The organism is Aquirufa lenticrescens, from assembly GCF_019916085.1.
GTDB lineage: Bacteria > Bacteroidota > Bacteroidia > Cytophagales > Spirosomataceae > Aquirufa > Aquirufa lenticrescens.
Genome location: NZ_CP049834.1, coordinates 1957009 through 1982753, shown reverse-complemented (window position 1 = coordinate 1982753; position 25745 = coordinate 1957009). Strand labels below are relative to the sequence as shown.

Annotated in this window: 22 protein-coding genes and 1 tRNA gene; 7 read left to right on the top strand and 16 right to left on the bottom strand. The window is 42.1% G+C overall.

What is annotated here, in order from left to right; translation table 11 throughout:
• Window positions 1-33 precede the first annotated feature (33 nt).
• The 4 genes from G9X62_RS08815 to rpoN form a co-directional block, all read right to left on the bottom strand.
• Window positions 34-107, bottom strand: a tRNA-Arg gene (locus G9X62_RS08815).
• A 74-nt stretch (window positions 108-181) separates the two neighbouring features.
• The gene (locus G9X62_RS08810) at window positions 182-952 is read right to left on the bottom strand and encodes an enoyl-CoA hydratase/isomerase family protein (protein ID WP_223130355.1); all 771 of its coding nucleotides are present in this window, start codon (window positions 950-952) and stop codon (window positions 182-184) included.
• 44 nt (window positions 953-996) lie between these two features.
• Window positions 997-1359 (bottom strand): four helix bundle protein, encoded by a 363-nt coding sequence (locus tag G9X62_RS08805; RefSeq protein WP_223130354.1) that lies wholly within the window; start codon window positions 1357-1359, stop codon window positions 997-999.
• A gap of 129 nt (window positions 1360-1488) precedes the next feature.
• Window positions 1489-2916, bottom strand: coding sequence for an RNA polymerase factor sigma-54 (gene rpoN / locus G9X62_RS08800; protein WP_223130353.1), 1428 nt, complete (start codon window positions 2914-2916; stop codon window positions 1489-1491).
• A gap of 133 nt (window positions 2917-3049) precedes the next feature.
• Here rpoN and asnS point away from each other — a divergent pair, with 133 nt between their 5' ends.
• From asnS to G9X62_RS08775, 5 genes are read left to right on the top strand one after another with little or no spacing between them, the layout of a single operon-like run.
• On the top strand, window positions 3050-4480 hold the full coding sequence (gene asnS / locus G9X62_RS08795) for an asparagine--tRNA ligase (protein WP_223130352.1): 1431 nt from the start codon (window positions 3050-3052) through the stop codon (window positions 4478-4480).
• Window position 4481: 1 nt separating this feature from the next.
• Window positions 4482-4832, top strand: a complete 351-nt coding sequence (locus G9X62_RS08790; RefSeq protein WP_223130351.1) for a diacylglycerol kinase family protein — start codon at window positions 4482-4484, stop codon at window positions 4830-4832.
• A gap of 12 nt (window positions 4833-4844) precedes the next feature.
• A complete protein-coding gene (locus G9X62_RS08785) occupies window positions 4845-5510 on the top strand; it encodes a DUF4290 domain-containing protein (protein ID WP_223130350.1) in 666 nt (221 codons plus the stop codon).
• 6 nt (window positions 5511-5516) lie between these two features.
• Window positions 5517-6824 carry a UDP-N-acetylglucosamine 1-carboxyvinyltransferase gene (gene murA, locus G9X62_RS08780; protein ID WP_130896224.1) on the top strand — a complete coding sequence of 436 codons (1308 nt, stop codon included), beginning with the start codon at window positions 5517-5519 and terminating at the stop codon, window positions 6822-6824.
• Complete coding sequence (locus G9X62_RS08775) at window positions 6824-8182, top strand: MATE family efflux transporter (RefSeq protein WP_223130349.1); 1359 nt, start codon at window positions 6824-6826, stop codon at window positions 8180-8182. The genes murA and G9X62_RS08775 overlap by 1 nt, the downstream gene beginning before the upstream one ends.
• A gap of 120 nt (window positions 8183-8302) precedes the next feature.
• Here the strand turns inward: G9X62_RS08775 and lpdA are convergent, their stop codons facing one another.
• The 5 genes from lpdA to G9X62_RS08750 all read right to left on the bottom strand — a co-directional run bounded on the left by lpdA (window position 8303) and on the right by G9X62_RS08750 (window position 16138).
• Window positions 8303-9709: a dihydrolipoyl dehydrogenase gene (lpdA, locus tag G9X62_RS08770; RefSeq protein ID WP_223130348.1), complete on the bottom strand. Its 1407-nt coding sequence runs from the start codon at window positions 9707-9709 to the stop codon at window positions 8303-8305.
• Window positions 9710-9755: 46 nt separating this feature from the next.
• Window positions 9756-11303, bottom strand: a complete 1548-nt coding sequence (gene odhB, locus G9X62_RS08765) for a 2-oxoglutarate dehydrogenase complex dihydrolipoyllysine-residue succinyltransferase (protein ID WP_223130347.1) — start codon at window positions 11301-11303, stop codon at window positions 9756-9758.
• 10 nt (window positions 11304-11313) lie between these two features.
• Window positions 11314-14043 (bottom strand): 2-oxoglutarate dehydrogenase E1 component, encoded by a 2730-nt coding sequence (locus G9X62_RS08760; RefSeq protein WP_223130346.1) that lies wholly within the window; start codon window positions 14041-14043, stop codon window positions 11314-11316.
• A gap of 251 nt (window positions 14044-14294) precedes the next feature.
• Window positions 14295-15188, bottom strand: coding sequence for a type IX secretion system membrane protein PorP/SprF (locus G9X62_RS08755; protein ID WP_223130345.1), 894 nt, complete (start codon window positions 15186-15188; stop codon window positions 14295-14297).
• Window positions 15185-16138 (bottom strand): DUF3667 domain-containing protein, encoded by a 954-nt coding sequence (locus G9X62_RS08750; protein WP_223130344.1) that lies wholly within the window; start codon window positions 16136-16138, stop codon window positions 15185-15187. The genes G9X62_RS08755 and G9X62_RS08750 overlap by 4 nt, the downstream gene beginning before the upstream one ends.
• A gap of 88 nt (window positions 16139-16226) precedes the next feature.
• On the opposite strand from G9X62_RS08750, the gene htpG reads away from it, so the two are divergent.
• The gene (gene htpG, locus G9X62_RS08745) at window positions 16227-18044 is read left to right on the top strand and encodes a molecular chaperone HtpG (RefSeq protein WP_223130343.1); all 1818 of its coding nucleotides are present in this window, start codon (window positions 16227-16229) and stop codon (window positions 18042-18044) included.
• A gap of 51 nt (window positions 18045-18095) precedes the next feature.
• On the opposite strand, the gene G9X62_RS08740 is transcribed toward htpG, so the two are convergent.
• Entirely contained in the window at window positions 18096-18446 is a 351-nt protein-coding gene (locus tag G9X62_RS08740) for a T9SS type A sorting domain-containing protein (RefSeq protein ID WP_223130342.1), read from the bottom strand.
• 51 nt (window positions 18447-18497) lie between these two features.
• Complete coding sequence (locus G9X62_RS08735; RefSeq protein ID WP_223130341.1) at window positions 18498-20033, bottom strand: OstA-like protein; 1536 nt, start codon at window positions 20031-20033, stop codon at window positions 18498-18500.
• Between the two features lie 56 nt (window positions 20034-20089).
• Here G9X62_RS08735 and tilS point away from each other — a divergent pair, with 56 nt between their 5' ends.
• Window positions 20090-21424 (top strand): tRNA lysidine(34) synthetase TilS, encoded by a 1335-nt coding sequence (gene tilS / locus G9X62_RS08730; protein ID WP_223130340.1) that lies wholly within the window; start codon window positions 20090-20092, stop codon window positions 21422-21424.
• Between the two features lie 206 nt (window positions 21425-21630).
• On the opposite strand, the gene porD is transcribed toward tilS, so the two are convergent.
• From porD to G9X62_RS08705, 5 genes are read right to left on the bottom strand one after another with little or no spacing between them, the layout of a single operon-like run.
• Complete coding sequence (gene porD, locus G9X62_RS08725) at window positions 21631-22533, bottom strand: type IX secretion system protein PorD (protein WP_223130339.1); 903 nt, start codon at window positions 22531-22533, stop codon at window positions 21631-21633.
• 25 nt (window positions 22534-22558) lie between these two features.
• Window positions 22559-22885 (bottom strand): DNA-directed RNA polymerase subunit omega, encoded by a 327-nt coding sequence (locus tag G9X62_RS08720; protein WP_223130338.1) that lies wholly within the window; start codon window positions 22883-22885, stop codon window positions 22559-22561.
• A gap of 48 nt (window positions 22886-22933) precedes the next feature.
• Window positions 22934-23818: an outer membrane protein assembly factor BamD gene (locus G9X62_RS08715; protein WP_390654055.1), complete on the bottom strand. Its 885-nt coding sequence runs from the start codon at window positions 23816-23818 to the stop codon at window positions 22934-22936.
• Between the two features lie 24 nt (window positions 23819-23842).
• On the bottom strand, window positions 23843-25594 hold the full coding sequence (locus G9X62_RS08710; RefSeq protein ID WP_223130336.1) for an ABC transporter ATP-binding protein: 1752 nt from the start codon (window positions 25592-25594) through the stop codon (window positions 23843-23845).
• Window positions 25581-25745, bottom strand: a complete 165-nt coding sequence (locus G9X62_RS08705) for a FeoB-associated Cys-rich membrane protein (RefSeq protein ID WP_223130335.1) — start codon at window positions 25743-25745, stop codon at window positions 25581-25583. The genes G9X62_RS08710 and G9X62_RS08705 overlap by 14 nt, the downstream gene beginning before the upstream one ends.

The window sequence follows — 25745 nt, the reverse complement described above, 5'->3', positions numbered from 1 at the left end:
AAGACCCGCACTTTCGTGCAGGTCTTTTTTCTGTGGTCGCGTAGGGATTCGAACCCCAAACCTTCTCATCCGTAGTGAGATGCTCTATCCAATTGAGCTACGCAACCATTGCCCTTTCGGGATTGCAAAGGTAGAATTTCTTTGGCAAAATGAAAAACTATCCTCTAAAATTTTCTAAAAATTATTTCCCTTTGAAGTGAGGAGTCCTTTTCTGCATAAAGGCCGTCACCCCTTCCGCAAAATCTTCGCTGTGCCCCAAAATCGTTTGTTCTTCCGCTTCAGAGGCTAGCGTCGCTGCTAAATCCTGATTATAAGCGCGTTGTAAACTACGTTTCATTAAGGAAATCGCTAAGGTTGCTTTTTTCGAAAAGGCTAAAGCCACCTCATGCACCTTCCCTTCCCAATCAGCTCCTGAAACGACCTCAGCCACTAGACCCATCTCTTTCGCCTCTTGCGCTCCCATCTTTCTACCGGTAGTCGCTAAATCAAAAGCTCGGTGGTATCCCACAGACTGCATTAAAAAGGCGGTAGAACCCGCGTCCATGGCTAAACCTATTTGGACAAATAACTCAGAAAAATACGCATCCTCGTGTGCAACAATATAATCACAGGCTAAGGCTAAACTACAGCCAGCACCCGCAGCGACCCCATTAATCGCTCCGATAACGGGTTTATTTAAACCACGCAATGCCGTAATCATAGGGTTATAAGTGGAACGCAACACATTACCCAAATTAGGATCACTTACACCGGACTTCAAATCTGCACCTGAACAAAAGGCTTTTCCCTCTCCCGTGATGACTAAAACACGCACCTCGTCATCAATCTGCGCCGCTTCAGCCACTTCCCTGATTTCGTGAATTAAACCTGCATTCAAGGCATTATATACCTCAGGACGATGTAATGTCAAAGTCCAGATGGGGCCGTTGCGGTGGAGTTTTAAAAAATTCATGGTAAATGGTGAATGAATTGGAAATGGTGAATGGTGAATGGTCGCTAGGTATTCAGTTTTATGTTTTGCTTTACTGTTATCAAAATTCTTGTAATGATATGCAAAATATCGTTCGCATCTTTCAATGGTAAAAATATTTGTTTTACCGAAAGATAATTCGCAGCTTCTAAAAGCTTTAGCCAATAGATTGATTCATTAATTTCTTTTTGGGCGACACTCATTTTGTGTTTAAAATCTGCCCTCGATTCTGCGTGATCAGCCTCCATCACCATGGCTCCCACAGCGGTTGAACACCGCAATAGTTGCTTAGATAAGACGTATTCCTTTTCAATTTGAAGAATTCTATAAACCGAAATAATTTGCAAAGAAAATGCAAAGGTTTTTGTTTGAATAAGATTAGTGGTCATTGTTTTTGGACTAAAAATAGAGAAATTAAGGTCCAATTCATATCAACACAATGATAAAAAACCGCCCCTTATTCACCACTTACCATTTAATATCCACCCATTTACCATTCACCATTTACCATTCACCATTTAAAGGTGTTTCCTCAACCTCGCCACCGGAATCCCCAGTTGATCGCGGTATTTAGCCACGGTTCTGCGCTTCACGACGAAGCCGCGTTCGAGTAATAATTGCTCTAAATCCTCATCTGAATGCGGTTCTGAGCTAGGTTCTTGTTCGATGATCTCGCGCAAGATGTTCTTCACTTCGCGGGTAGAGAAATCCTCACCAGATTCGTGGGTGATGCCTTCGGAGAAGAAGTATTTTAGCGGATAGATGCCAAAATCTGCTTGCACAGACTTCGCCGAGACCACCCGAGATACGGTGGAAATATCCATTTCGATCATGGCGGCGATTTCCTTCATCTTCATTGGCTTTAAAACGGACTCATCTCCCGTCAAAAAGAAATCATATTGCTTCGCAACGATACTCTCCATGGTTTTCATCAAGGTGCCTTGTCGTTGCTGAATGGCTGAAATGAACCAAGATGCGGAGTCTAATTTGTGTTTAATAAACGTAACGGCCTCTTTAATATCTTTTTGCTGCTTGTCGCCTTTGTCGTAGGTCTGCAACATTTCTTGGAAAGCACGGGAAACACGAAGCTCAGGGGCGTTTTTTCCGTTGATTTTGATCTCAATCTTGCCGTTTTGATTCGTGATAATGAAATCCGGTTGTAAATACGGGGCGATGGGTGCGTCGTCTCCCCCACCTGGTTTGGGATTCAAATGGGTGATGACTTGCATCGCCTTTTTGAGCTCCTCTTCTGTGATGGCAAGTTTAGTCAATAAAATGCTGAAGTGCTTTTTGGAAAACTCCTCGAAAAAATCATCCACTAAACGTATGGCGATTAGATGAGCCGGTGCGTCTGACTCTTTTCGGTGCAATTGCAAGGAAAGACATTCTTGCAAGGAACGAGCGGCGATACCGGCCGGATCTAAGGACTGCACTTTAAACAATACTTGCTCCACTTCATCGTAATCCGTCTCAAAGCCTTGCGTGAAGGCAAGATCGTTAACGATGCTCTCAATATTACGACGCAAATAGCCGTCCTCTTCTAAGGAACCGATGATTTGCTGGGCGAGAACTTCTTCGCGCTCGGTACGAACGACGTAACGGATTTGGTTCAATAAATATTCTTGGGTGCTTGATTCGGTGGCCAAAGGGCGTTCGCGCGTCTCCTCATTGGGATCATAGGAATCTCCGGCCATCTTGTAGCCAGCATATTCATCTTGCAGATAATCCCCCACTTCCATCTCCTCACGCTCCAGGTCATCTAGTGTTTCGCGGGGTTCTTGCTCCTCATTATGATCTAAACCTTCCTCTAATGCTGGATTATCCTCTAATTCCTCCTCGATCCTAGCCGCTAATTCAGCCGTAGGAATCTGCAACAACTTGATATATTGTATCTGTTGTGGCGAAAGGTTCTGTTGTTGATTCTGTTTTAAGGATAATCCCTGCATTGTTTAAATAATCTACACCAAAGATAAGCCGATTTTTAATTACAAATAAATAAAATAAATCGGTTTTTTATCCGTATTTTTGAGGGTTATTGCCTCTATTGAGGCCTTTTTATTAATAATGCCCGAGTCATTTATGCAAATCAAAGAAATACTAGGTTTAACTCCCACGCAGCAGAGCATCGTTGTGAAAGGTTGGGTTCGTACGAAAAGAGTTTCCTCTTCTGTCGCGTTTATTGCGATGAATGATGGGTCGACCATCCACAATATTCAAGCAGTTGTTTCCGAGGGAACTGTTTCAGAAGAAACGTTAAAATTAGTGACTACGGGATCTTGTATCGCCGTTACGGGTAAATTAATAGCATCTCAAGGACAAGGCCAAAACGTAGAGGTGGAAGTCGTTTCCATCGAGGTTTACGGAACAGCGGATCCAGAAAAATACCCTTTACAGCCTAAGAAACACTCACTAGAGTTCTTGCGCGAGATTGCACACTTACGTCCTAGGACCAATACATTCTCAGCGATATTGCGTATCCGCCACGCTTTGGCCTACGCGATTCACACCTATTTCAACAACAACGGATTCTTCTATTTACATACGCCCATCATTACGGGTTCGGATGCAGAGGGAGCTGGCGAGATGTTCCGCGTGACGACTTTGGATCCTATTAATCCTCCGTTAACAGAGGAAGGAAAAGTGGATTACAAGGAAGATTTCTTTGGAAAAGAGACGAATTTAACGGTTTCAGGACAGTTAGAGGGAGAATTAGGAGCGATGGCTTTGTCCAAAGTGTATACCTTCGGACCTACCTTCCGCGCGGAGAATTCAAACACCACCCGCCACTTAGCGGAGTTCTGGATGATCGAGCCAGAAGTAGCCTTTAATGAATTAGTAGACAACATGGATTTAGCGGAAGACTTCACTAAATTCTGTATCAAATATGCCTTAGATCACTGCGCTGACGATATTGCATTCTTAGAAAAGCGCTTAATCGAAGAGGAAAAGAACAAAAAGAAAGAAGAGCAATCGGAATTAAGTCTGTCGGAGAAATTACGTTTTGTAACAGAAAACGAATTCGAACGCTTGACCTATACAGAAGCGATTGACATCTTATTGAATTCGAAAGCGCACAAGAATGGCAAGTTCGTTTATCCAGTTGAATGGGGAATCGACCTTCAGTCAGAGCACGAGCGTTATTTAGTAGAGAAACACTTCAAAAAACCGGTTATCTTAACGAACTACCCGAAAGACATCAAAGCGTTCTATATGAAACTAGATGAGGACGGAAAAACGGTTCGTGCGATGGACGTTTTATTCCCAGGCATTGGAGAAATCATCGGTGGATCGCAGCGTGAAGATGATTATGCGAAATTATTGCAACGTACGAAAGAGGTGGGAATCGAAGAAGAATCCATCTGGTGGTATTTAGAAACCCGTCAATTCGGGTCTGCGCCACATGCTGGATTTGGACTTGGTTTCGAGCGTTTAGTACTATTTGTGACGGGTATGAGCAATATTCGTGACGTGATTCCTTTCCCACGTACTCCTAAAACAGCTGAATTCTAAGATGTTTGGTTTAAAGCACGCAATCAATGGACTAGTGGAACTTATCAAGAATGAGCGCAATGCGCGTTTTCATTTGGTGAGCACGGCTGTCGTGATTTATGTGGGCTGGAAAGTCGGGTTTGAGGCGTCGGAATGGCTTTGGATTTCCTTAGCGGTGGCCGGCGTATGGGTGGCAGAATTATTGAATACCTCTTTAGAGCGTATCACCGATTTAGTTTCGCCGGAGCAGAGTGAATTAGCGAAGAAGTCCAAAGATTATGCCGCTGGAGCAGTCTTAGTGATGGCTATTTGGGCGGTCATCGTCTTTTTACTCGTCGCCGTTCCACGCATTTTAATGAGTTTAATGCTTTAAGAGCACAGAAATATGAAAGAATACGGATCAAGTGTTCAAAAATTAGTGAATTATATTTTGACCATTGCCGATGAAGAGCAACGGACAAAATACGCGTTTTTGATGGTAGAGGTGATGAAACAAATTCACCCGAATATGAAGGATAACAGTCAAGATTATTCGAAGAAGCTTTGGGATGATTTATACATCATGTCCAATTTTGAGTTAAATGTGCAGGGGCCATTCCCTTCTCCATCACCAGAATCGCTAGGAAAAGCACCGCGTAAAGTGGCATATAACCAGCACAACTTGCGTTTCAAGCATTATGGCCGTAACGTCGAATTATTAATTCTACGTGCGATTGCTGAAGAAAAAGTAGAGGATAAAAAGATTTTAGTAGCATACATCGCCCGCTTGATGAAAGGTTTTTATGTAACCTGGAACAAAGAATCGGTGGACGATGCGGTGATTTGGCAGAACATCAAAGAGATGTCAGAAAACCTTTTAGGCACTATCGTGGATGAGCTTTCGCAAGAGGGATTAGGACACGCTAAGGTGGCAAATAACGCTAGAAACGCGTATAACGCACCGGAATATCCGAATAGCAACAACAATAACCGGAACAATAACTACCGGAAGAATAACTTCAGAAGCAACAATAACAACAACCGAAATAACAATTTCCGTAAAAATAAGTAATCATTTATGGCATCATTTAAAGTAACCGGTGGCCGCCGTTTAAAAGGAGAAATTACTCCTCAAGGAGCAAAAAACGAAGCATTACAGATCTTGTGTGCCGTGGTTTTAACAGCAGAGCCTGTAACCATCCACAATATCCCGAACATTCGCGACGTCAATCAACTAATTGATTTATTAGGCGATATGGGCGTAAGCATGCGTCGTTTATCCGAGTCCAGCATTGAATTCGATGCCTCTCAAGTGAACATTGATTACTTAGATTCAGATACCTACAAGAAAAAAGCAGCTGCGCTTCGTGGTTCGGTGATGCTTTTAGGACCTACTTTGGCTCGCTTCAAAAAAGGACGTATTCCATCCCCAGGTGGAGACAAAATCGGCCGCAGAAGATTGGATACCCACTTCTTTGGTTTCATGAAATTAGGTGCTAAGTTCAACTATAGCCCAGAAGATGGCGGAATCTACGAAGTAGATGCGTCACAATTACAAGGTGCGTACATGCTTCTAGACGAAGCGTCTGTAACAGGTACGGCAAACATTTTGATGGCTGCCGTTTTAGCCAAAGGAAAAACAACCATCTACAACGCCGCTTGCGAACCTTATTTGCAACAATTGAGCAAGATGTTGAACCGCATGGGAGCGAAAATCTCTGGTATTGGATCTAACATGTTGATCATCGAGGGTGTGGACGAATTGCATGGAACAGAGCACACGATGCTTCCAGATATGATCGAGATCGGTTCATTCATCGGTTTAGCGGTGATGACACAATCCGAAATCACGATCAAAAACTGCCAAATTCCTGAATTAGGCATCATTCCTGAGGTTTTCAAAAAACTAGGGATCAAAATGGAATTCCGTGGCGATGATATTTTCATCCCCTCTCAAGAGCATTACGAATTAGAAAACTTTATCGATGGGTCGATGTTAACGATCTCTGACCACCCGTGGCCAGGCTTCACACCGGACTTATTATCGATCATTTTAGTGACTGCGATTCAGGCCAAAGGAACGGTCCTAATCCACCAAAAAATGTTCGAATCTCGTCTATTCTTCGTAGATCGTTTGATCGAAATGGGTGCCCAAATCATCCTTTGCGATCCACACCGTGCTACGGTTGTTGGATTCGACCGCAAGCAAACGTTAAAAGGAATTCGCATGTCATCTCCTGATATCCGTGCGGGTGTTTCCCTTTTAATCGCAGCGATGTCAGCGAACGGAACTTCGATCATCGATAACATCGAACAAATCGATCGCGGTTACCAAAACATTGATACACGCCTAAATGCCATCGGCGCAGAAATCGTCCGTATCTAATGTCTCTTTTTCCTAAAATCAAACAGACCGTCCAATTGGCCTTACCTATCGTGGTAGGCGAATTGGGCGTTATGCTTATGGGCCTTGCTGATACGATTCAAGTAGGCCAAATGTCCACCGGTGCCGCCGAAAGCCTCGGTGCATCCGGTATGGCGCAGTCCATATTTTTCACTATTGCGGTTATAGGAATCATTTGCATACAAATTGTATCCCCCATGGTTTCTAAAGCCGTGGCTGAGGGTGACAAAACGGAATGTGGAAATCTATTGCGCGCAAACCTGCGAGTAGCCACCTTTTTAGGCCTTATCACTATTCTGATCACATACATCGTTAGTTTAAACTACGATTTATTTGGTCAAACAGAGGCTAACAAAGCCTTGACACTACCCTTCTTGAGTTTAATATCGGTATCCGTTTTACCTATATTCTGGTTCATCGCTTTGAAAAGCTTCATGGATGGATTGCAACGGACTACCGTGGGTATGACGATTACCATCATCGCATTGGCTTTAAATGTATTTGGTAACCATATTTTGATCAATGGATTATGGGGTTTTCCAGCCTTGGGTTTATTCGGATCTGGCATTTCTACCTTACTTTCCCGTTTATTCATGGCGGGAACATTAGCTATTTATGTATTTACAAGAGAAGAGTTCAAACCTTACCTGCGTAAAGGACATGTCCATGTGGTCAAGAATGTCCTAGAGAAAAACATTCTTCGCATCGGAATTCCTTCTGGAATGCAAGGTTTCTTTGAGATTGCGACTTTTGGCATGGCTGTAGTGATGATGGGCTGGATTTCAGTTACGGCTCAAGCAGCTCATATTGTGGCTATTAATATGGCCTCGATAACGTACATGATGGCCACCGGAATTGCCGTGGCAGGCGGAATTAATGTAGGAACGGCCATTGGCGAACGAAACCGTGCAGGTATCATCGAGTCTGGCAAAGCAGCGTTAATCCTTTCCCTCTTATTTATGGGTGCTTGTGCTCTGTTGTTTTTCTTCGGCCGCGAATATCTTGTACGAGGTTATACGCAAGAATTACCGGTGATTGCGATTGCTGTTACGTTGGTCGTTTGGGGTGCTATATTCCAACTTTTTGATGGCATTCAAGCCGTTTCACTTGGATTATTACGCGGACTACAGGATTATAAAATCCCTACAGCCATTACCGTTATATCCTATTGGGGAGTCGGAATTCCACTTTGTTATTACATAGGAATTTACGAGAAAGTAGGTGCCGTGGGCATCTGGGTGGGCTTAACGGCTAGTTTAGTTTGTTCGTCTGCCCTGCTTTCATGGCGCTTTTATGCGCGGGCGAAGAAAGTTAATTTTGAAGAATTAGAGGTAGATTAGGGATAATAGAGTAAAGAGTAGAGATATGGAATCAAAAAAGGGAGCAAATGCTCCCTTTTTTGATGACTGTAACGGTAGAACCCATCTATACTCTCTACTCTATAATCTCTAATCTAACCACTACGAATGTATCGACCTCTTCGCCGTAGCCGCTAAACAAGCCTCTTTCATCGCCTCCGTATACGTCGGGTGAGCATGAGACATGCGAACTACATCTTCAGCTGAAGCACGGTATTCCATCGCAACGACTGCTTCCGCAATCATATCGGCGGCACGAGCTCCGATGATGTGAACACCTAAGATCTCGTCAGTTGTTGCATCTGCTAACACTTTACACACGCCATCCACATCACCCGATGCAATGGCACGACCTAAGGCTTTGAATGGGAATGAACCTTCTTTGTAAGAGATGCCTGCTGCTTTTAATTCTTGTTCTGTCTTTCCCACAGAAGCCACTTCAGGCCATGTGTAGACAACACCTGGAATTAAATTGTAGTTGATGTGTGGTTTTTGACCTGCAATTACTTCCGCAACTAAGGTTCCTTCTTCCTCCGCTTTGTGTGCTAACATCGCACCACGAACGACGTCACCAATCGCATAAATGCCTGGAACCGAAGTTTGAAGGGTATGCTCATCTACGGCAACACGGCCACGCTCATCAGCAGTCAAACCAGCCGCAGCTAAGTTTAAACCATCTGTATATGGACGACGACCGATACATACTAGGCAATAGTCACCTTTGATTTCGACTTCTTTTCCAGCTGAATCTTGCGCTTTCACTGTCACTTCTTTGCCTTTAACGGCTGCGGAAGTCACTTTGTGTGAAAGATAGAAATCGGCGCCCATTTTGGCAATCGACTTCTGTAATTCTTTTCCCATCGTCTTGTCCATCGTAGGAATCATGCTATCCGCAAATTCAACGAAAGAAACTTTAGAACCTAAACGCGCATAAACTGAACCTAATTCAGCACCAATTACTCCCGCACCGATCACAATTAAGTGTTTCGGAACTTCTTTCATCTTTAAGGCCTCCGTAGATGTAATGATACGCTCTTTATCCACCGGGATAAAAGGTAAGATTGTCGGTTTAGAACCAGTTGCGATGATAATATTTTTAGCAGAAATCACTTCGGAAGAACCATCTTCTTTCGTCACTTTCACCGTTTTAGCGGAGTCAAATGAACCCAAACCATGGAAAGTGGTGATCTTATTTTTCTTCATCAAATACGATATACCTGCATTCAAATTCGAAACCACCCCCGCTTTACGCTTGATCATTTGGCCCATGTTCACCTTCGGCTTCGTGATATCGATTCCATGCTCTTCGAAGCTATGAACGGCATTGTAATAATGCTCAGACGAGTCCAAAAGCGCTTTGGAAGGAATACATCCTACATTTAAACAAGTTCCACCCATCACAGCGTATTTCTCAATGATGGCCACTTTGAAACCTAATTGAGCCGAACGGATCGCCGAAACATATCCACCAGGGCCAGAACCAATAACTACTACATCAAAATCTTGCATATAGGCGATTGAAAGCGAATAGGCCCCTAAAGGCCTATTCAATTGATTAAATATCTAATAATAAACGAGCTGGATCCTCTAAAAGTTGCTTTAAGCGAACTAAGAAGCTAACCGACTCACGACCATCGATAATACGGTGATCATATGAAAGTGCTAAATACATAATAGGACGGATGACGATTTGGCCATCTACCACTACCGGACGCTCTACGATATTGTGCATACCTAGGATCGCCACTTGTGGTGCGTTGATAATCGGAGTCGATAACATCGAACCAAATACCCCCCCATTCGTAATGGTGAATGTACCGCCACTCATTTCCTCTAAGCTCAATTTGTTCTCACGTGCCTTACCTGCTAAACGAACCACTTCTGATTCGATTCCCGCTAGAGACAAGTTTTCCGCAGAACGAATCACGGGAACTACTAAGCCTTTCGGCGCAGATACCGCAATGGAAATATCACAATAATCGTGGAAAACGATTTCGTCTCCATCGATTTTTGCATTCACAGATGGGTACTCTTTTAGAGCCACGCAAACTGCTTTTGTGAAGAACGACATAAAGCCTAAGCCTACACCGTGTTTCTCCTTGAATTTATCTTTGTATTTACCGCGAAGATCCATCACAGGCTTCATGTCGACTTCGTTAAACGTCGTCAACATCGCTGTTTCATTCTTCACTGCAACTAAACGACGAGCCACTGTCTTACGCAATGAACTCATTTTTTCGCGACGCGTACCTCCCGCTGGTGCAGCTGGTGCTGCTGGAGCAGAAGCAGCTGGAGCCGGTGCCGAAGCTGGCTTAACCGCAGATACCGCATCCTCTTTCGTGATACGTCCACCTACGCCAGAACCTGCTACCGAAGCAGCGGAGATTCCTTTTTCATCTAATATTTTTGCTGCTGCAGGAGATGGGTGACCAGCTGCATAAGTCGCATCCCCAGAAGAAGCTGGAGCTGCTGGAGCAGATGGCGCTGCTGCTGGAGCAGGAGCTGCCACAGCTACAGAACCACCTACAGTGATTCTTGCCAAAATTCCTCCAATCGGAACTACCGTTCCTGATTCAGCCACAATTTCTAATACACCCGCTGATTCAGCTGGCAATTCGAACGTCGCTTTATCTGATTCCAATTCGCAAAGTACTTCGTCTAAAGAAACGCTATCCCCTGTTTTCTTATTCCAAACAGAAACCGTCACTTCCGTGATCGACTCCCCTACCGCAGGAACTTTTACTTCTAAAACAGACGTAGGACCCGCCGCTGGTGCAGGAGCTGCTGCAGGTGCTGGTGCTGGCGTCGAGGCCTCAGCAACGGTTGCAGCTGGTGCAGCATCTGCCACTTTCACCGAAGCCGTCGCTCCACCTGCCTCAATCGTACAGATGATCGCGCCTATCGGAAGAACATCGCCTTCTTTCGCCACAATATGCAACACACCTTCCGCCTCTGCAGGCAATTCAAAGGTCGCTTTGTCCGATTCTAATTCGCACAAAACCTCGTCTAATTTCACGTGATCGCCTTCCTTCTTGTTCCAAGTAGCAACGGTCACTTCCGTAATCGACTCGCCCACAGCGGGCACTTTCATTTCTATAGCCATAATAATTCTATTATTCGAATGCTTTGTTAATTAGGTTTGCTTGCTCTACGCCGTGAACTTTCAAGAATCCAGTCGCTGGAGAAGCAGATTTTTTACGCGCGACTAAACCTTTGAATTTAGACCAGCCAAATTCACGGATCACATACGACCAGTAGCCCATGTTTTCCGGTTCTTCTTGCACGAAGAATACATCAGCTCCTTTGTATTTCGCTAATTCTGCGTCTACTTGCTTCGTAGGGAATGGGTGTAATTGTTCCAAACGAACAATTGCCACATCCTTGCGCTTATCTTTTTCTTGGCGATCCAATAGATCGAAGTAAACTTTACCTGAGCAAAGTAATACCTTCTTCACTTTGGCCTTATCTGCATAGCTATCCCCTATCACCTCTTGGAATTTACCTTTCGTAAACTCTTCGATAGGCGAAACCACTTTCGGGTGACGGAAGATCGACTTAGGCGACATTACCACTAATGGCTTACGGAAATCCCAAGTCAATTGACGACGTAAAGCGTGGAAAATATTGGCTGGCGTTGTTAAGTTCGCTACGATCATATTGTTTTCCGCAGCTAACTGCAAGAAACGTTCTGGACGCGCATTCGAGTGCTCTGGACCTTGGCCCTCATACCCGTGCGGCAATAACATCACTAAACCATTCTGCGTACCCCACTTCGATTCGTGAGACGAAACGAATTGGTCAATCATCGTTTGAGCACCATTGGCAAAGTCACCAAATTGTGCTTCCCAAATAACTAAGGCATCTGGATTCGCTAAGGCATAGCCAAACTCAAAACCTAATACGCCGTACTCAGAAAGTAAGGAATTGTAAATCTGCGCTTGCTCTTGCCCCTCTTTGATGTGGTTTAACGAATTGTAGTTCTCATTCGTGTTCGCATCGTGTAATACGACGTGACGGTGAGAGAACGTACCACGTTGCACATCTTGACCAGATAAACGAACTGGTTTGCCTTCTAAAAGAAGTGAACCATACGCTAATAATTCAGCCGTTGCCCAGTTTAATTGGCCTTTTTCGAAATATCCTTTGCGATCTGCAATTACTTTTTCGATTTGCTTTAAGGCAGTAAAACCTTTTGGCAAAGAAGTCAAGGCTTTCGCTACTGAATCAATCACTTCTTTCGAGATCGCCGTTTTAGGAGACGAATCGAAATCTGTTTCGTTGGAGAAACGAAGCGCTGACCAGCGGTTATCTAATTTCAAGGGAACATAGGGTGGGCTCACTTTTTGCTTCACCATATCTAAACGAGCCTGCAATTCTGCTTTGAAAGCAGAATCCATTTCTTCGGCTAATTTAGCCTCAATCTCACCGTTCTTGATTAATTGTTGTGTGTAAACCTCGCGTGGATTTGGATGATTCGTGATGTTCGCGTACAAAGTAGGCTGCGTAAAACGAGGCTCATCTGATTCATTGTGGCCATTACGACGGTAACAAACCATATCCACAAATACATCGCGGTTAAATTCTTGACGGTATTCTGCCGCCATACGAGACACAAATACCACTGCTTCTGGATCATCTCCATTCACGTGGAATACCGGTGCATCGATGATTTTAGCTACATCCGTGCAATAAATCGCCGAACGAGCATCTTCAAAATCAGTTGTAAAACCTACCTGGTTATTGATCACAAAGTGGATCGTTCCACCTGTCCCGTAACCCTTTAATTTCGCCATCTGAGTTACCTCATAAACGATACCTTGACCAGCTACCGCCGCATCTCCGTGAATTAAAATAGGCAATACTTTATCGTAATCTCCTTTATAATGCGCATCTGCACTCGCACGGCAGAAACCCTCAACTAAAGGATTTACCGCTTCTAAGTGCGATGGATTAGGAGCTAATTTCAACGAAATCTCGCTTCCTTTGGGAGAAATATGTTTGCTTGAATAACCTAGGTGGTATTTTACGTCACCATCTCCATGAATCTCATGAGGCACATTCCCTTCGAAACCATCAAAGATTGCTTCGTATGATTTGTGCATGATGTTTGCCAAAACGTTCAAACGACCCCTGTGCGCCATCCCGATTACCGCCTCTTTTACACCCGCATCAGCTGCCACATTGATAATCGCATCTAAACCAGCGATAGTAGATTCACCACCTTCTAAGCCGAAACGCTTTTGACCTAAATATTTTGTACCTAAGAAGTTCTCAAAAACAACGGCCTCATTCATCTTCTGAAGAATGTGCTTTTTCTCCTCAAACGTAGGCTTGAATGAAAGTGCTTCCTTCTCGATTTTATTACGCAACCACTCTTTTTGCTGCACGTCGCGGATATACGAATATTCGAAACCCACTGAACCCGCATAGATTTTATGTAAAGCTGCTTGAATTGTGCGCAAAGTCACTGCACCTAAACCCATGAAAGACCCCGCTTGGAAAACGGTATCTAAATCCGCATCAGACAAAGAATAATCCGCCAAATCTAAACGTGGCTTACGATCCTTGCGCTCACGCACCGGGTTAGTTTTAGATAATAAGTGGCCTCTTGAACGGAATGCCTTAATCAAGGAGATAACCGCCATTTCCTTCTGAACATGGCTTGAATCAGCTGAAACAGCGCCCGCAGGAGCTCCCTCGCCTAACCAGGTTTGAGAAAAATCGAAACCTTTGAAGAAATCTCTCCAAGAGCTATCTACCGAATTGGGATCTTGTTTGTACGCCTCATACAAGTCAGCTATGACTTGCGTATCGGCATTGGCTACGTAGGAAAATGGATCCATAAGTTAATTTTCTAGGCTTTAGGCCAAAGAAATGTTTCAATGTTTTGGTTTAGTACAATCTTAACAATCTATAAATGCTAAAATCTACGCAATTTACTATTTGCTCCGCAAAATACCCCTAATTTTTCGAGGGTTTTTTAGCTATAAGTGCACAAATTTCTGAGGAATTTCATCCATTATAAAAGCCCCCTAAAATTTCTTTAATAATTTCAATTTTTTCCCCTAAAATCACCAATAATTAGCCTATTGTTTTAAGGCCTAAATTGCCCCAATTTTCCCAACCCAAAATCGAGGTCATATCGGAGGAAAATTTGATGAAAACCAGACGCTTCACTAGTCGTGGTAGAACCCAGCGTTGACACATTTTTACCTAAAAAATCATAGGAGTAGCCTACCCTAAAATTCAAACCTAGCGGTGCCTCTAGTGAACCTACTAAAGCTGGATCACCAAATTCCGATCCCGTCTGCTGGTACCACAATCCTATCCCCAACTTTTCTTGGAACCAAAACACGGCATTTAAATCGACTTTTGTCTGTTGATCTTTTCGTAAAACGGTTCCCACTTTCAGTGTATGCAAATCACCCACCGGGAAATAATAGGACGCCTGCACATAAAGTGGAGCATCACCCAAACCATCAAATCGATTCGTAGGCTTCGAAATTCCGACCATAAATGCTTCTTTTCGATAGGTCACCCCTATCCCAATACTCCCTAAAAGCTCGCTCGAACCCGATTTTCCAAGAATTGGATATTGGTTAACACCTAGATTCACACCATAACTCAGTTGATTTCCTCTTCCCCAAAACTCATGCTTAGAACCGACCACAGCTAAACCTAGATTTGATGAAATCATGCCTGATGGAGTCGCATAAGATTGATCTGTATTGTATCCCAAAAACCCCAAGCCCCAGCTCCCCTTTTGCAAAGGCATATCAATGCTCATCAATTGTTGTGAGGAGGAAGCTCCACCAATGGTTTGGAAAAGAGGCTTTTTGCGAAAAACCCCTTTGGCAGAAAAAATCTTCAGCGCTCCCGCATCTGCCGGATTAATGGCTAAAGGAAGAAATGGATAGGCCATTCGCAAGGTCTCCTGCTGGGCGTTTACTGCGAAAGCTAGACACAATAAAAAGACTATTTTTTTCACAGACTAAAGAATGAGAAGATAAGTAGACCTAAGAAAATGACTAACATTAACATATTCTGTAAAAAAGCCGTGGCCATAAAATAAAGCACAGCTTTCCCACTTGTTAACCGATAAAAACGTTTAAATGCAACGAAATAATAAACAAACCAAGCAAAAACTAGCCAGGACGAAATCGAACTAATCCAATCCGTATGAAGCGCTAAAGCTGCTAAACCCAACACATCCGTCACGAAAAGAACTAAAAATAAACTAGTTGTCAAATGCAATACAAAGATTCCATGGTGCATATAATAAAAGCCCTTCCTTCTGATAAACACTAATTGCAGAATAAAAGCTAAAAGCGGCAGAGCAATAAATAAGATGGTTGACATTTTATGCAGCATCGTATCTGCCAGCGCCTTCAATAAATCCTCTGAATTAGTATATTCCTCCCCAATACTATACGCCTGTTTGACCATTTTTTGTTCTAATTCTGAGTCTCTTTTAGCAGCAGGCAATTTTGATTGAACAAGTAGATAATCTTGAAAGGTTTTAGGATTTCCCTTCTGATCCTTCATTAACTCATTTTTAAAGGAAATAACGGGGACTGACGCTTCCTTTTTCGTTGCCGGATTTTCAAGGTATTTCTCCAAAGGGTGAAACACATAAAACAGACAAATAAAGAAAAAAGCGGACGTAAATAAATAGAAACGAATCGGATGTAAATACGTCGTACGTTTTCCATTCAGGTACTCGGAAGATAAAAATCCAGGTTTGGTAAAGAGAATTTTGATAGTAGAAAATAACTTCCCGTCATAATGAAAAATATCCTCGACAAAGTGAACCAGTAATCCCCAAAATGTCTCGTAAGGCTCTTTGTTTTCTTGACCACAATGGGAGCAAAAACGAGTATGCACTTTTTGGCCACAATTGAGGCAATTATCTTCTTGACGTAATTTTGATTTTGACATAGTAATCTGACAATGTGACACCTCCCGCCGTCTTGGAATTAAAATTGCAAAAGGTAGACCAAATTTAGGATTATTAATTTTAAAAAATATGAAAGAAACAGGTAACATCTCCATTCACACCGAGAACATTTTTCCCATCATCAAGAAATTTCTCTATTCGGATCACGAGATTTTCCTTCGTGAGCTAGTTTCAAATGCCGTAGATGCGTCCCAAAAAATCAAGCGATTAAGTTCCATTGGTGAATTTAACGGCGAATTGGGAGAACTGAAGGTGAAAGTGAGTTTTGACAAAGACAAAAAGACTATCACGATTTCTGACAACGGTATCGGTATGACCGCAGAAGAAATCAAGAAATACATTAACCAAATCGCCTTCTCTGGGGCCACTGAATTCGTAGAGAAATACAAGGACCAAGGGGATGACAAAGGAATTATCGGACATTTTGGTCTAGGATTCTATTCTGCCTTCATGGTGGCAAAAGAAGTGGAGATCATTTCAAAATCATATCAAGAGGGTTCTGAAGCAGCTACTTGGAAGTGCGATGGTTCTACGGAATACACGATTGGACCAGCTAAAAAGAAGACCCGCGGAACAGACATCATCTTGCACATCGCAGAAGACTCAGAGGAGTTTTTAGAGGAGTTTAAATTAAAGTCGATCTTGGAGAAATACGGCAAGTTCTTGCCGATTGAGATTGAGTTTGGCGATAAGGTAATTAATAACCCGAACCCGATTTGGACTAAATCTCCTTCTGATTTAACAGACGAGGATTACTTGAAATTCTACGAGGAATTATATCCATTCCAAGAGAAGCCTTTGTTCTGGATTCACTTAAATGTGGACTATCCGTTTAATTTGACGGGTATTTTATATTTCCCAAAAGTAAAGAACGAGATGCAGTTGCAACGCGAAAAAATCTCCCTTTACAGCCGTCAGGTATTCATCACCGATGAGGTCAAAGACATCGTTCCTGAATTCTTGATGTTATTGCACGGGGTCATCGACTCACCAGATATTCCATTGAATGTATCTCGCTCGTTCTTACAAGCAGATTCGAACGTGAAGAAAATCAATTCGTATATCACTAAAAAAGTAGCAGATAAATTAGCTGAATTATTCAAATCGGATCGTCCTGCTTTCGAAGAGAAGTTCGCGAATATCGGTTTATTCATCAAGTACGGAATGATCTCGGATGAGAAATTCTTAGAGAAAGCAAAAGATTTTTGTCTAGTTCAAGATACGAATAACAAGTATTTCACGTTAGACGAATACAGTGAAGAGGTGCAAGCTGCCCAAACAGACAAGGACGGAAACAAGATTTTCTTGTATACCACCGACGTCGAGCAACAAGATGCCTTTATTCAATCCGCCCAAAACAAAGGTTATTCAGTCATTAAATTAGATACCCTGATCGACAGCCACTTCATTAACACGATGGAGTCTAAATTAGAAAAGACGCAATGGAAGCGTGTAGATGCTGATGCGGTCGACAAATTAATTGATACGGGGATTACATTAGAAGCGATTTTATCTGATGCGCAAAAAGAGAGCGTAAAGAAAGTCTTCGAAGAAACTCTGAATGACAAACAAAAAGTGGTAGCCGTGGAAGCGATGTCACCCGATGAATTACCCGCAATCGTAACTCAAAACGAGTTTATGCGTAGAATGAGTGACATGTCGAAGACTGGCGGTGGCGGAATGGGCATGTTTGGAGCTATGCCAAACACTTATAACATCACCATCAACGCAAACCACCCATTGATTAGTAAACTAGCTGATTTGAAAGACGAGAGCGAACAAAAAGCGCTAGCGAAACAAATCTCAGACCTAGCCTTACTATCGCAAAATCTGTTAACGGGGGCTGATTTGACAGCCTTCATTAAAAGAACGGTGGGAGGATTTTAAGACATGTCTTTAAGACAAATCAAAAGAGCCGCGAATTGAGCGGCTCTTTTTTTATTGTTTACGTACCATCAACTTCTTCGTGGCGACCGGTTTCCCATCTACAAGTAACTGGTACATGTAAAGGCCACTATTCAATTCGCGTAAAGAGATTTTAGCGTTGCGATCCTCTTTGTCCAATTCGACTTCCTTCACTACCAATCCTAAGACATTATAAATCGCAATTTTGACCTCTTGGTTATTGCCCGAATACTGGTAATCTACCAAGGCATATTCAGCAGCAGGATTGGGATATAAATGAGAAACAAAAATGCGATCACCCTGAAATAAATAGGGATCATTTTTAAATCCTACCAAAGTGGCCAGGACTAAAATTAAAGTGATATGTCGCAATACTATTTTCATTCTCAAATCGTTGAGACGAAATTAGTACAATTTCAGACCGCTCTGTCCTTTTTAAGGTTTTTTAACAAGAACTGGGTATTCGACTCTTTTCAGAATCGTTTGGAGGGATGGCTTTTCAGAGATCCGCCAGCGGAATCCATCTAATTCTTGTAGGTCGCCTTTCCATTCTTTGGGAGGTACAAACTTCGCCTCTGGCTTCGTGATAAAGGCAATTTTCTTCACCTTGTTATCCTCGAAAAACAAGTTCATTCGACTGCACTCCACCCGATTTAATCCAGTGGTTACTTTCTTATCATCGATAACATAATAAATACTCTCCCCATTCCCCTCTACATTTACTCGATTTAATTTAGAATCCTCTTTGAAATGCACCCAGACTTTCCTTCCCTTAATCTGGTTGTAGTGGTTCGCTGAATCGATAGAGATCACAAATGACTTGCCACGCAAACGCATTTCCTTTAGCTTCTGATTTCCCATAAATAAGGAAATGGAATCCGCTTGAGATTGCGAATCCTGGGTCCAAAGAATCGGTTTTTGGTAGAAATGAATAATCGAATCCTGCACATTGTAACCTAGCGAATCGCATCTGCCAGATAAATCTGACTTGTATATGAGGACATTTTTATAGGCAAATAACTTTCGAATCGAATCTTTTTTTATATTAACAGAAACGAGGGTATCCGCCGTCAAATATAGCGTGTCTTTCTCCATGATGTTCTGCATCCAGGCATGGCCATAAACCCGGGTAATTCCTGTCTTACCCGCATAACGCCCATTGTCACCTTTCAGGATTACCTTTTCTTTTTGGCTAACGAATTCAACCTTCCCTTTTGCCACCCCAATTTGGGTAGGAGAATCGTAAAATAAGGTATCTGCTGTGAGAATATATTCGTCGGTTTTTGCCGTCGAACGACCCGTAAAATTCGACACTTTCGTGATCGTATTGTAGAATCCGCGGCTTGTAATGACGGTATCCTTTTTCGTCACAATTTCCGTAGGTGCGATAAAAAAGGCTTCCTTAGAAAGCGTGTTATATTTCAATGAATCTGCTTTCACAGAACCTCCCTCTTTATCGATGACGCGGACCTTTTCTTTAAATAAAAAGTTCTTTGTGGTGGTATTGTAAAATCCTTCGCGACTGGTTAAGGTGGATTTTTTGTCGATAATCTTAGCCCCTGAATGATAGATGGCCATTTTAGAGTTTAAATCATAGTCTAATTTGGGCGTATTCAAGATAATCGTATGATCATCCAATTTCACTCTTCCACTTATATAGGCCTGGCGCATATTGCCATTATATAATGCCGTATCCCCCGTAATGGTGACCGTATCCGCTTGAATGATACGCACATGCCCATAGGCTTCTACGTTATTCGTTGTTGAATTTAAGACAGCCTGATCACAATAAAGTGTAGTCGTTCCTTGTTGCAATAATACACGACCTATGAGGGTCTTACGCACAATTAATTCTTGTTGCATCCCATTCAAACTGTCCGCTCGAATGACTTGTAAAAGCTGCCCCTGTGCTTGTGCGAAAAACGACAAACTGAGAAGAAATACCAGGAAAATCCAACCTTTGTAACGCATCTTGAAATTGAATCGCTAATTTCGTAGCTCCATTGATCACGCAATTTACCATTTTTATGCTGGAAGATTTTATCCATTTTGTCCAAAAAGAGAATTTATTCCAACCTGATCAGAAAATTTTGATCGCCGTAAGCGGAGGAATCGACTCGATTGTATTGAGTAAGCTTTTTTCTTTGGCCAAATTCAAATTTGGAATTGCCCACGTCAACTTCAGCCTTCGGGGTGAAGAATCGTTAGCGGACGAGGTTTTCGTGAAGAAATTCGCCAAAACCCTTAAAGTGCCCTATCATACCATCTGTTTCGATACTAACGCTTTCGCCGCTCAAGAAAAGATCTCTACCCAAATGGCCGCCCGTATTTTGCGCTACCAATGGTTCGAAGAAATCCGCGTAAAAGAAGGTTATGATTTTATTGCGACCGGTCACCACCAATTAGACAGTGCAGAAACGATGCTAATTAATCTCGTTCGAGGCACTGGAATCGCCGGCTTTCATGGAATTCCTATCAAATCAGGAAAATTAATACGTCCCTTATCATTTGCCAGCCAAGATGCGATTTTTGACTTTGTAGTCGCTCATAAATTGGCTTGGCGCGAAGATTCATCGAACGAATCCAATAAATACCAACGCAATTTCATTCGCCATGAAATAATGCCCAAGTTCCAAGAACTTAACGCCCATTTCGAGCAAACTCTCGCAGCCACTAGCTCAAAAATCAAAGGAATCGAGGCCTGGATGCAAGAAGAATTACAGGGTTTTATCAGCGAAAACAGCTCTACTGATACGACTGGGAATGTAACGGTCAAAATTCCTTCAATTACGCCTAAAAGTACCGTTTTACTTACTGAACTATTACTCAGCTACCATTTCAATTCAGCCTCCATCGAAGCTATCTTACAGACTGATAAAGTAGGAGCCATTTTCGAATCACCAAGCCATAGCCTAAATGTCGATAGAGGTCAATGGATTTTATCTCTCAAAAGCCAAGCGGATTATAAACCCATCGTTATCTCAGAAGATGATGAAGTGATACAAATCGGAAATCAGGAATTGCATATATTCATCGAAGAACGAACCGCAGACTGGAAAGCCATCACTGATCCGAATGTGGCTTGTTTAGATGCAGATACACTCGATTTTCCATTAGAAATCCGCAAAGTACAAGAAGGTGATTGGTTTTGCCCTTTAGGAATGAATCAGAAGAAATTAATCTCCGACTTCCTTACGGATAAGAAAGTACCCTTAGCTATCAAAAAGAATACCCAAATTCTGTTAAGCAAAGGTTCTGTTGCCTGGATTCTAGGACAGCGAATTGATAATCGAAATAAGGTGACGGATAAGACGGAATTGGTGGCGGTTTTTGAGTTGAAACCCTTATCTATAACAAAATAAGCTGAGGCATTTTAAATAACAATTTGAAAATTGTGCTGCGCAATAATTTTCTGAATTGCTTTTTAAAATACTCTCAGCCAAACAAAATTTTAGGTTCGGGAATTTCATTCAAAAAACCTCTTTTATTCTTCGGACTAATTACTAAGCCACTTGCGACTACTGTGGAATGACCACAATCAACTTGGCTACTGCTACGAAGCAGCTCGCTATTTTAATAATCTGCGATAAGCCTCCGTCCTAATCGGATCTAACGTACTCAAATACGTAAATGCTTGCTGGCGTTCTGCCGGCAGGGCTTCATCGAGAAGGGAAATAATTTCTTCTGATTTGGCATCAAAAAAGACCCGAATACTAGCCGCACCAGGACGCAATGAATTGATTTGACGAATCGATTTCAAAATCTCTAACATACCTTTTCTGGCGGCATCTGGATTCTCAGACATTTTGTCTAAATAAACTCGATGGTAATCATAATAGACATCACGCATCGGTTGAAGATTTTGATTAATCAAGTTTTCCGAGACTCCCATTCTGCTTCGCACATCGGAGATAACACCCCATCCTGAACCCGAATTTTGGGCTAGATTCGTTAGATTATTCAACTTCTGCACGAATGGTTCTCCACCACGAGGTCCAAAAGAATCGTAAGAATACGTTAATCCCAAATAGGCATAAAAGGCCATCAACGAACTCAGATTATCAGAGAAACTATTGTCATTGTAGGTGATGGGCGTGCCTAATTGGTACTTGAAATTGAAATTCTTGTCTACTAAATTTAACAATACAGTCTCATAAGAAGTGCCAAAAACAGGACGCAACACTTGCACACGCGCAGTAGCTTCAATATCACCTTGCGCTGAGGATTTTGTTAACAGTAAATTGATGTTGAGTTTGATTTTTTCTTCCGTCGCAAAATTATCTGATGACCATCTCCGGCCATTCATAAATTCCTGCATCGTTCTTTGTAATTCAGCGTAGACTTGAGAACCGCCTCGCTGCTGATCGAGCTGTAATTGCTCGGTACTGATACTAATGGAAGTTAAAAGTTCTTGAGCTTGAACAGCCCAAGAACTTAAAAGGAATATCAACAGAAATCGTATTGATTTCATGATCGATCGTTAAAATCAGTGTTGATTAGTTTTCAGTTGTACCTTCTTCGCGGTTTCTGAAATCAACTTTATCAGCTAAAAAATCATCGATAGCTAAAGCCGAAGGCTTAGGCATACGCTCGTAGTATTTTGAGATTTCGATTTGCTCACGGTTCTCAAAAATCTCTTCTAGATTATCTACAGAAGAAGCGAACTCAGATAATTTACCTGATAATTCTTCTTTCATCTTGCTAGAAATCTGACGGGCACGTTGTCCTACGATTGTAATTGATTCGTAAACGTTACCAGTTTTAGCAGCGATCTTGTCTACATCACGTGTAATGATGGATGGATTTGTTGGAGTCTTAGACATCTCTATATAATTTAAGATTGCAAATTTAACGTTAATTTTTAAGAAATACTATTGCGGGCTCGTAGCAATTTTCGAAGTATTCGACTTCTCTTTTTCCTGCAATGCTTTGTATTCAGCTTCTAATTTAGCGATACGGGTCACTTCATTTTGACTCGTCGTGTACCATTTTTCAGCCGTTTTCAGATAAGAGCTTTGTGGGTATTTATCAATGAATTCTAAATAAAACTTTAATACTTCCTCATATCGCTCTTTTTGTTTGAATTCAACTGTACTTTTTGCCAAATCAAACTGGGAAACTACCTTGAAATAGGCCATCTCCTCATTGTAGTCGGAATCAGGGAAGTCACGTTGAAAATTCGTAATCTCGATAACGGCTGACTTCAATGACGCAATATTAAATGGTGACGTCTTGTAATACAGCTTCGCCTTTTCGTAGGCTTTTTTCTCTAATTTCTTACGAAGATCCTTGATCATCAAACTACAATCTTCGCGGTATTTTGAATCCGGATAATTGTTCAAATAACTCTGCAATTCGTTAATGGCGGACAAAGTACCTGTTTGATCTAAATTGAAATTAGGTGAATCTTTATACAATGAGAAGGCAGCCATATAAATGGATTCTTCTGCAAATTCAGAACGAGAGAAAACCTCTGAAAAACGCTTGAAGTGTGTATTTGCAACGGTATAATTAGCTAATTCAAAGTCACATTTAGCCTGATAAAAAGTAGCCATTTCCTGGGTTGAATCTCCCGTCAGCAACGGCAAAACCTCATCAAAAAGGATTCCAGCCTTATCAAATTCTTTTTTCTTGTAATAATCGACAGCGGCTTTGTATTTCGTTGTTACGCTCGCGCTCTTTCTGAACTTCTCGAACTTACCACACGCACTTAAACCGATTAAGGCGATTAAACAAACTACTATTTTATTTTTCAAATTCATAAGCCCGCAAAGATACGTTTATTTTCTGAATTGTAGATGATAGAGTTGCGCATATAAACCATCCAAAGCCAATAATTCATCCTGTGTACCCCGTTCCTTAATTTCGCCTTTGTCCATCACTAAAATTTGATCTGAATTCCGAATGGTAGACAGACGATGGGCAATCACCACGGCAGTACGCCCTTTCATCAACGTAGAAATGGCTTGCTGAATCAACACTTCCGTCTCAGAATCCACGGAGGATGTAGCTTCATCTAAGACAATAATCTTCGGGTTATGGACCAAAGCACGTACAAACGAAATCAACTGCCTTTGTCCCACACTTAAGGTCGCTCCGCGCTCTTTAACCTCATAATCATAGCCACCCGGTAGTGAAAGAATGAAATCATGGACACCCACCGCTTTCGCGGCTTCTACCATTTTTTCATTCGTGATGGATTCGTCTCCTAAATGAATATTGTATGCAATTGATGAGCTAAACAAGAATACATCCTGCAAAACAACGGCGATATTTTTACGCAAAGAGCCAATTTCGTAAGAGGTTAGAGGAACGCCATCGATGTTAATTTCACCGCTTTGGCAATCATACAAACGCCCTAAAAGACCTATAATAGACGATTTACCTGCTCCTGTCGCTCCCACAATAGCACAGGTTTTGCCCGCTTCCACCGTAAAGCTCACATTTTTAACTACCCATTCAGGCTCCTGATACGCGAAAGTAACATCCGAAAATTCAATTTTACCATCGATGTGATCCGCCTCAATTGTACCGTTATTTTGGATATAATCTGTCGAATCCAAAAGGGTTAAAATGCGCTCCGTTGACACAATCCCCATTTGTAGGGTATTGAAACGATCCGCTAGCATTCGAATGGGACGGTAAAACAAGTTAATGAACATAATGAATGCAGTCAATGTCCCCACTCCCATCTCTTCTTTCACGATATAGGTAGACGCAGCCCACACTACAAGCCCCGTTCCAATTGCTGCAATAACATCAGCTACCGGAAAAAAGACCGAATAAGCCAAAATACCTCGAATATTGGCATCGCGATGCTCTTCGTTAATACGGTTGAATTTCGCTAATTCTTGCTTTTCAGCGTGGAACATTTGGACGATTAACATTCCAGAGATATGCTCCTGTACAAAGGAATTTAGATTAGCTACCGCCGTCCGAACCTCATTAAATGACTTCTTAATATATTCCTTGAACACATAGGTCGAAAAGACCATGAAAGGAACTGTCGCAATGATGATCAAGGTCAAGCGCCAATCCGCATAAAACATCACCCCTAAAATCAGAAATAATTGTAGTAAATCACCAGCAATGGAAGCTAAACCTTCTGAAAAGACATCATTCAATGTTTCAATATCTGACACCGTCCTCGTTACTAAACGCCCGATAGGCGTCGCATCAAAGAAGGCTAATCGCAGATTAACGATCTTTTCATACAATTGAATACGAATATCGCGGATGACGGTTTGGCCTAAGTAACCAGCTAAATAAGAGGTAGAAAACTGCAGACCTGTTTGTAATAAAAGTGCTCCCAGCATCCAACCGAGCATACGAACTAAATCGGAGGCGAAAGTCAAGCCTAAGTAATTATCTAAGGTATAGCGTATGAGTAAGGGCACAACGGGTGAAATCCCCGCCATACAAAGAATCAAAAATACGAGAAACCAAAAGCGAAAACGGTAGGGCTGAATAAAGCCGTATAACCGTTTAATGATCTGAAAATCGAATGTTTTACCGGAATTAGCTTCTTTCACTGTTCATTTTATCGATGGTGGAAGAAGCCGCGCAAGTTCCACAGCCTTTGGCACAGTTTCCTGCATTCTTACCCCAAAACTGATTGTATACTAGGCGAACTAAATAAACGAGCGCCGCAGCAAATACCAAAAAGATGATCCCGTTTTCCAT

Excerpts from the sequence above, each read along its gene's own strand:
- G9X62_RS08760 (WP_223130346.1), bottom strand. The coding sequence starts at position 14,043 with ATGGATCCATTTTCCTACGTAGCCAATGCCGATACGCAAGTCATAGCT.
- lpdA (WP_223130348.1), bottom strand. The coding sequence starts at position 9,709 with ATGCAAGATTTTGATGTAGTAGTTATTGGTTCTGGCCCTGGTGGATAT.
- G9X62_RS08785 (WP_223130350.1), top strand. The coding sequence starts at position 4,845 with ATGAAAGAATACGGATCAAGTGTTCAAAAATTAGTGAATTATATTTTG.
- tilS (WP_223130340.1), top strand. The coding sequence starts at position 20,090 with ATGCTGGAAGATTTTATCCATTTTGTCCAAAAAGAGAATTTATTCCAA.
- G9X62_RS08720 (WP_223130338.1), bottom strand. The coding sequence starts at position 22,885 with ATGTCTAAGACTCCAACAAATCCATCCATCATTACACGTGATGTAGAC.
- porD (WP_223130339.1), bottom strand. The coding sequence starts at position 22,533 with ATGAAATCAATACGATTTCTGTTGATATTCCTTTTAAGTTCTTGGGCT.
- G9X62_RS08750 (WP_223130344.1), bottom strand. The coding sequence starts at position 16,138 with ATGTCAAAATCAAAATTACGTCAAGAAGATAATTGCCTCAATTGTGGC.
- htpG (WP_223130343.1), top strand. The coding sequence starts at position 16,227 with ATGAAAGAAACAGGTAACATCTCCATTCACACCGAGAACATTTTTCCC.
- G9X62_RS08790 (WP_223130351.1), top strand. The coding sequence starts at position 4,482 with ATGTTTGGTTTAAAGCACGCAATCAATGGACTAGTGGAACTTATCAAG.
- asnS (WP_223130352.1), top strand. The coding sequence starts at position 3,050 with ATGCAAATCAAAGAAATACTAGGTTTAACTCCCACGCAGCAGAGCATC.
- G9X62_RS08740 (WP_223130342.1), bottom strand. The coding sequence starts at position 18,446 with ATGAAAATAGTATTGCGACATATCACTTTAATTTTAGTCCTGGCCACT.
- G9X62_RS08775 (WP_223130349.1), top strand. The coding sequence starts at position 6,824 with ATGTCTCTTTTTCCTAAAATCAAACAGACCGTCCAATTGGCCTTACCT.
- odhB (WP_223130347.1), bottom strand. The coding sequence starts at position 11,303 with ATGGCTATAGAAATGAAAGTGCCCGCTGTGGGCGAGTCGATTACGGAA.
- G9X62_RS08735 (WP_223130341.1), bottom strand. The coding sequence starts at position 20,033 with ATGCGTTACAAAGGTTGGATTTTCCTGGTATTTCTTCTCAGTTTGTCG.
- G9X62_RS08805 (WP_223130354.1), bottom strand. The coding sequence starts at position 1,359 with ATGACCACTAATCTTATTCAAACAAAAACCTTTGCATTTTCTTTGCAA.
- murA (WP_130896224.1), top strand. The coding sequence starts at position 5,517 with ATGGCATCATTTAAAGTAACCGGTGGCCGCCGTTTAAAAGGAGAAATT.
- rpoN (WP_223130353.1), bottom strand. The coding sequence starts at position 2,916 with ATGCAGGGATTATCCTTAAAACAGAATCAACAACAGAACCTTTCGCCA.
- G9X62_RS08705 (WP_223130335.1), bottom strand. The coding sequence starts at position 25,745 with ATGGAAAACGGGATCATCTTTTTGGTATTTGCTGCGGCGCTCGTTTAT.
- G9X62_RS08810 (WP_223130355.1), bottom strand. The coding sequence starts at position 952 with ATGAATTTTTTAAAACTCCACCGCAACGGCCCCATCTGGACTTTGACA.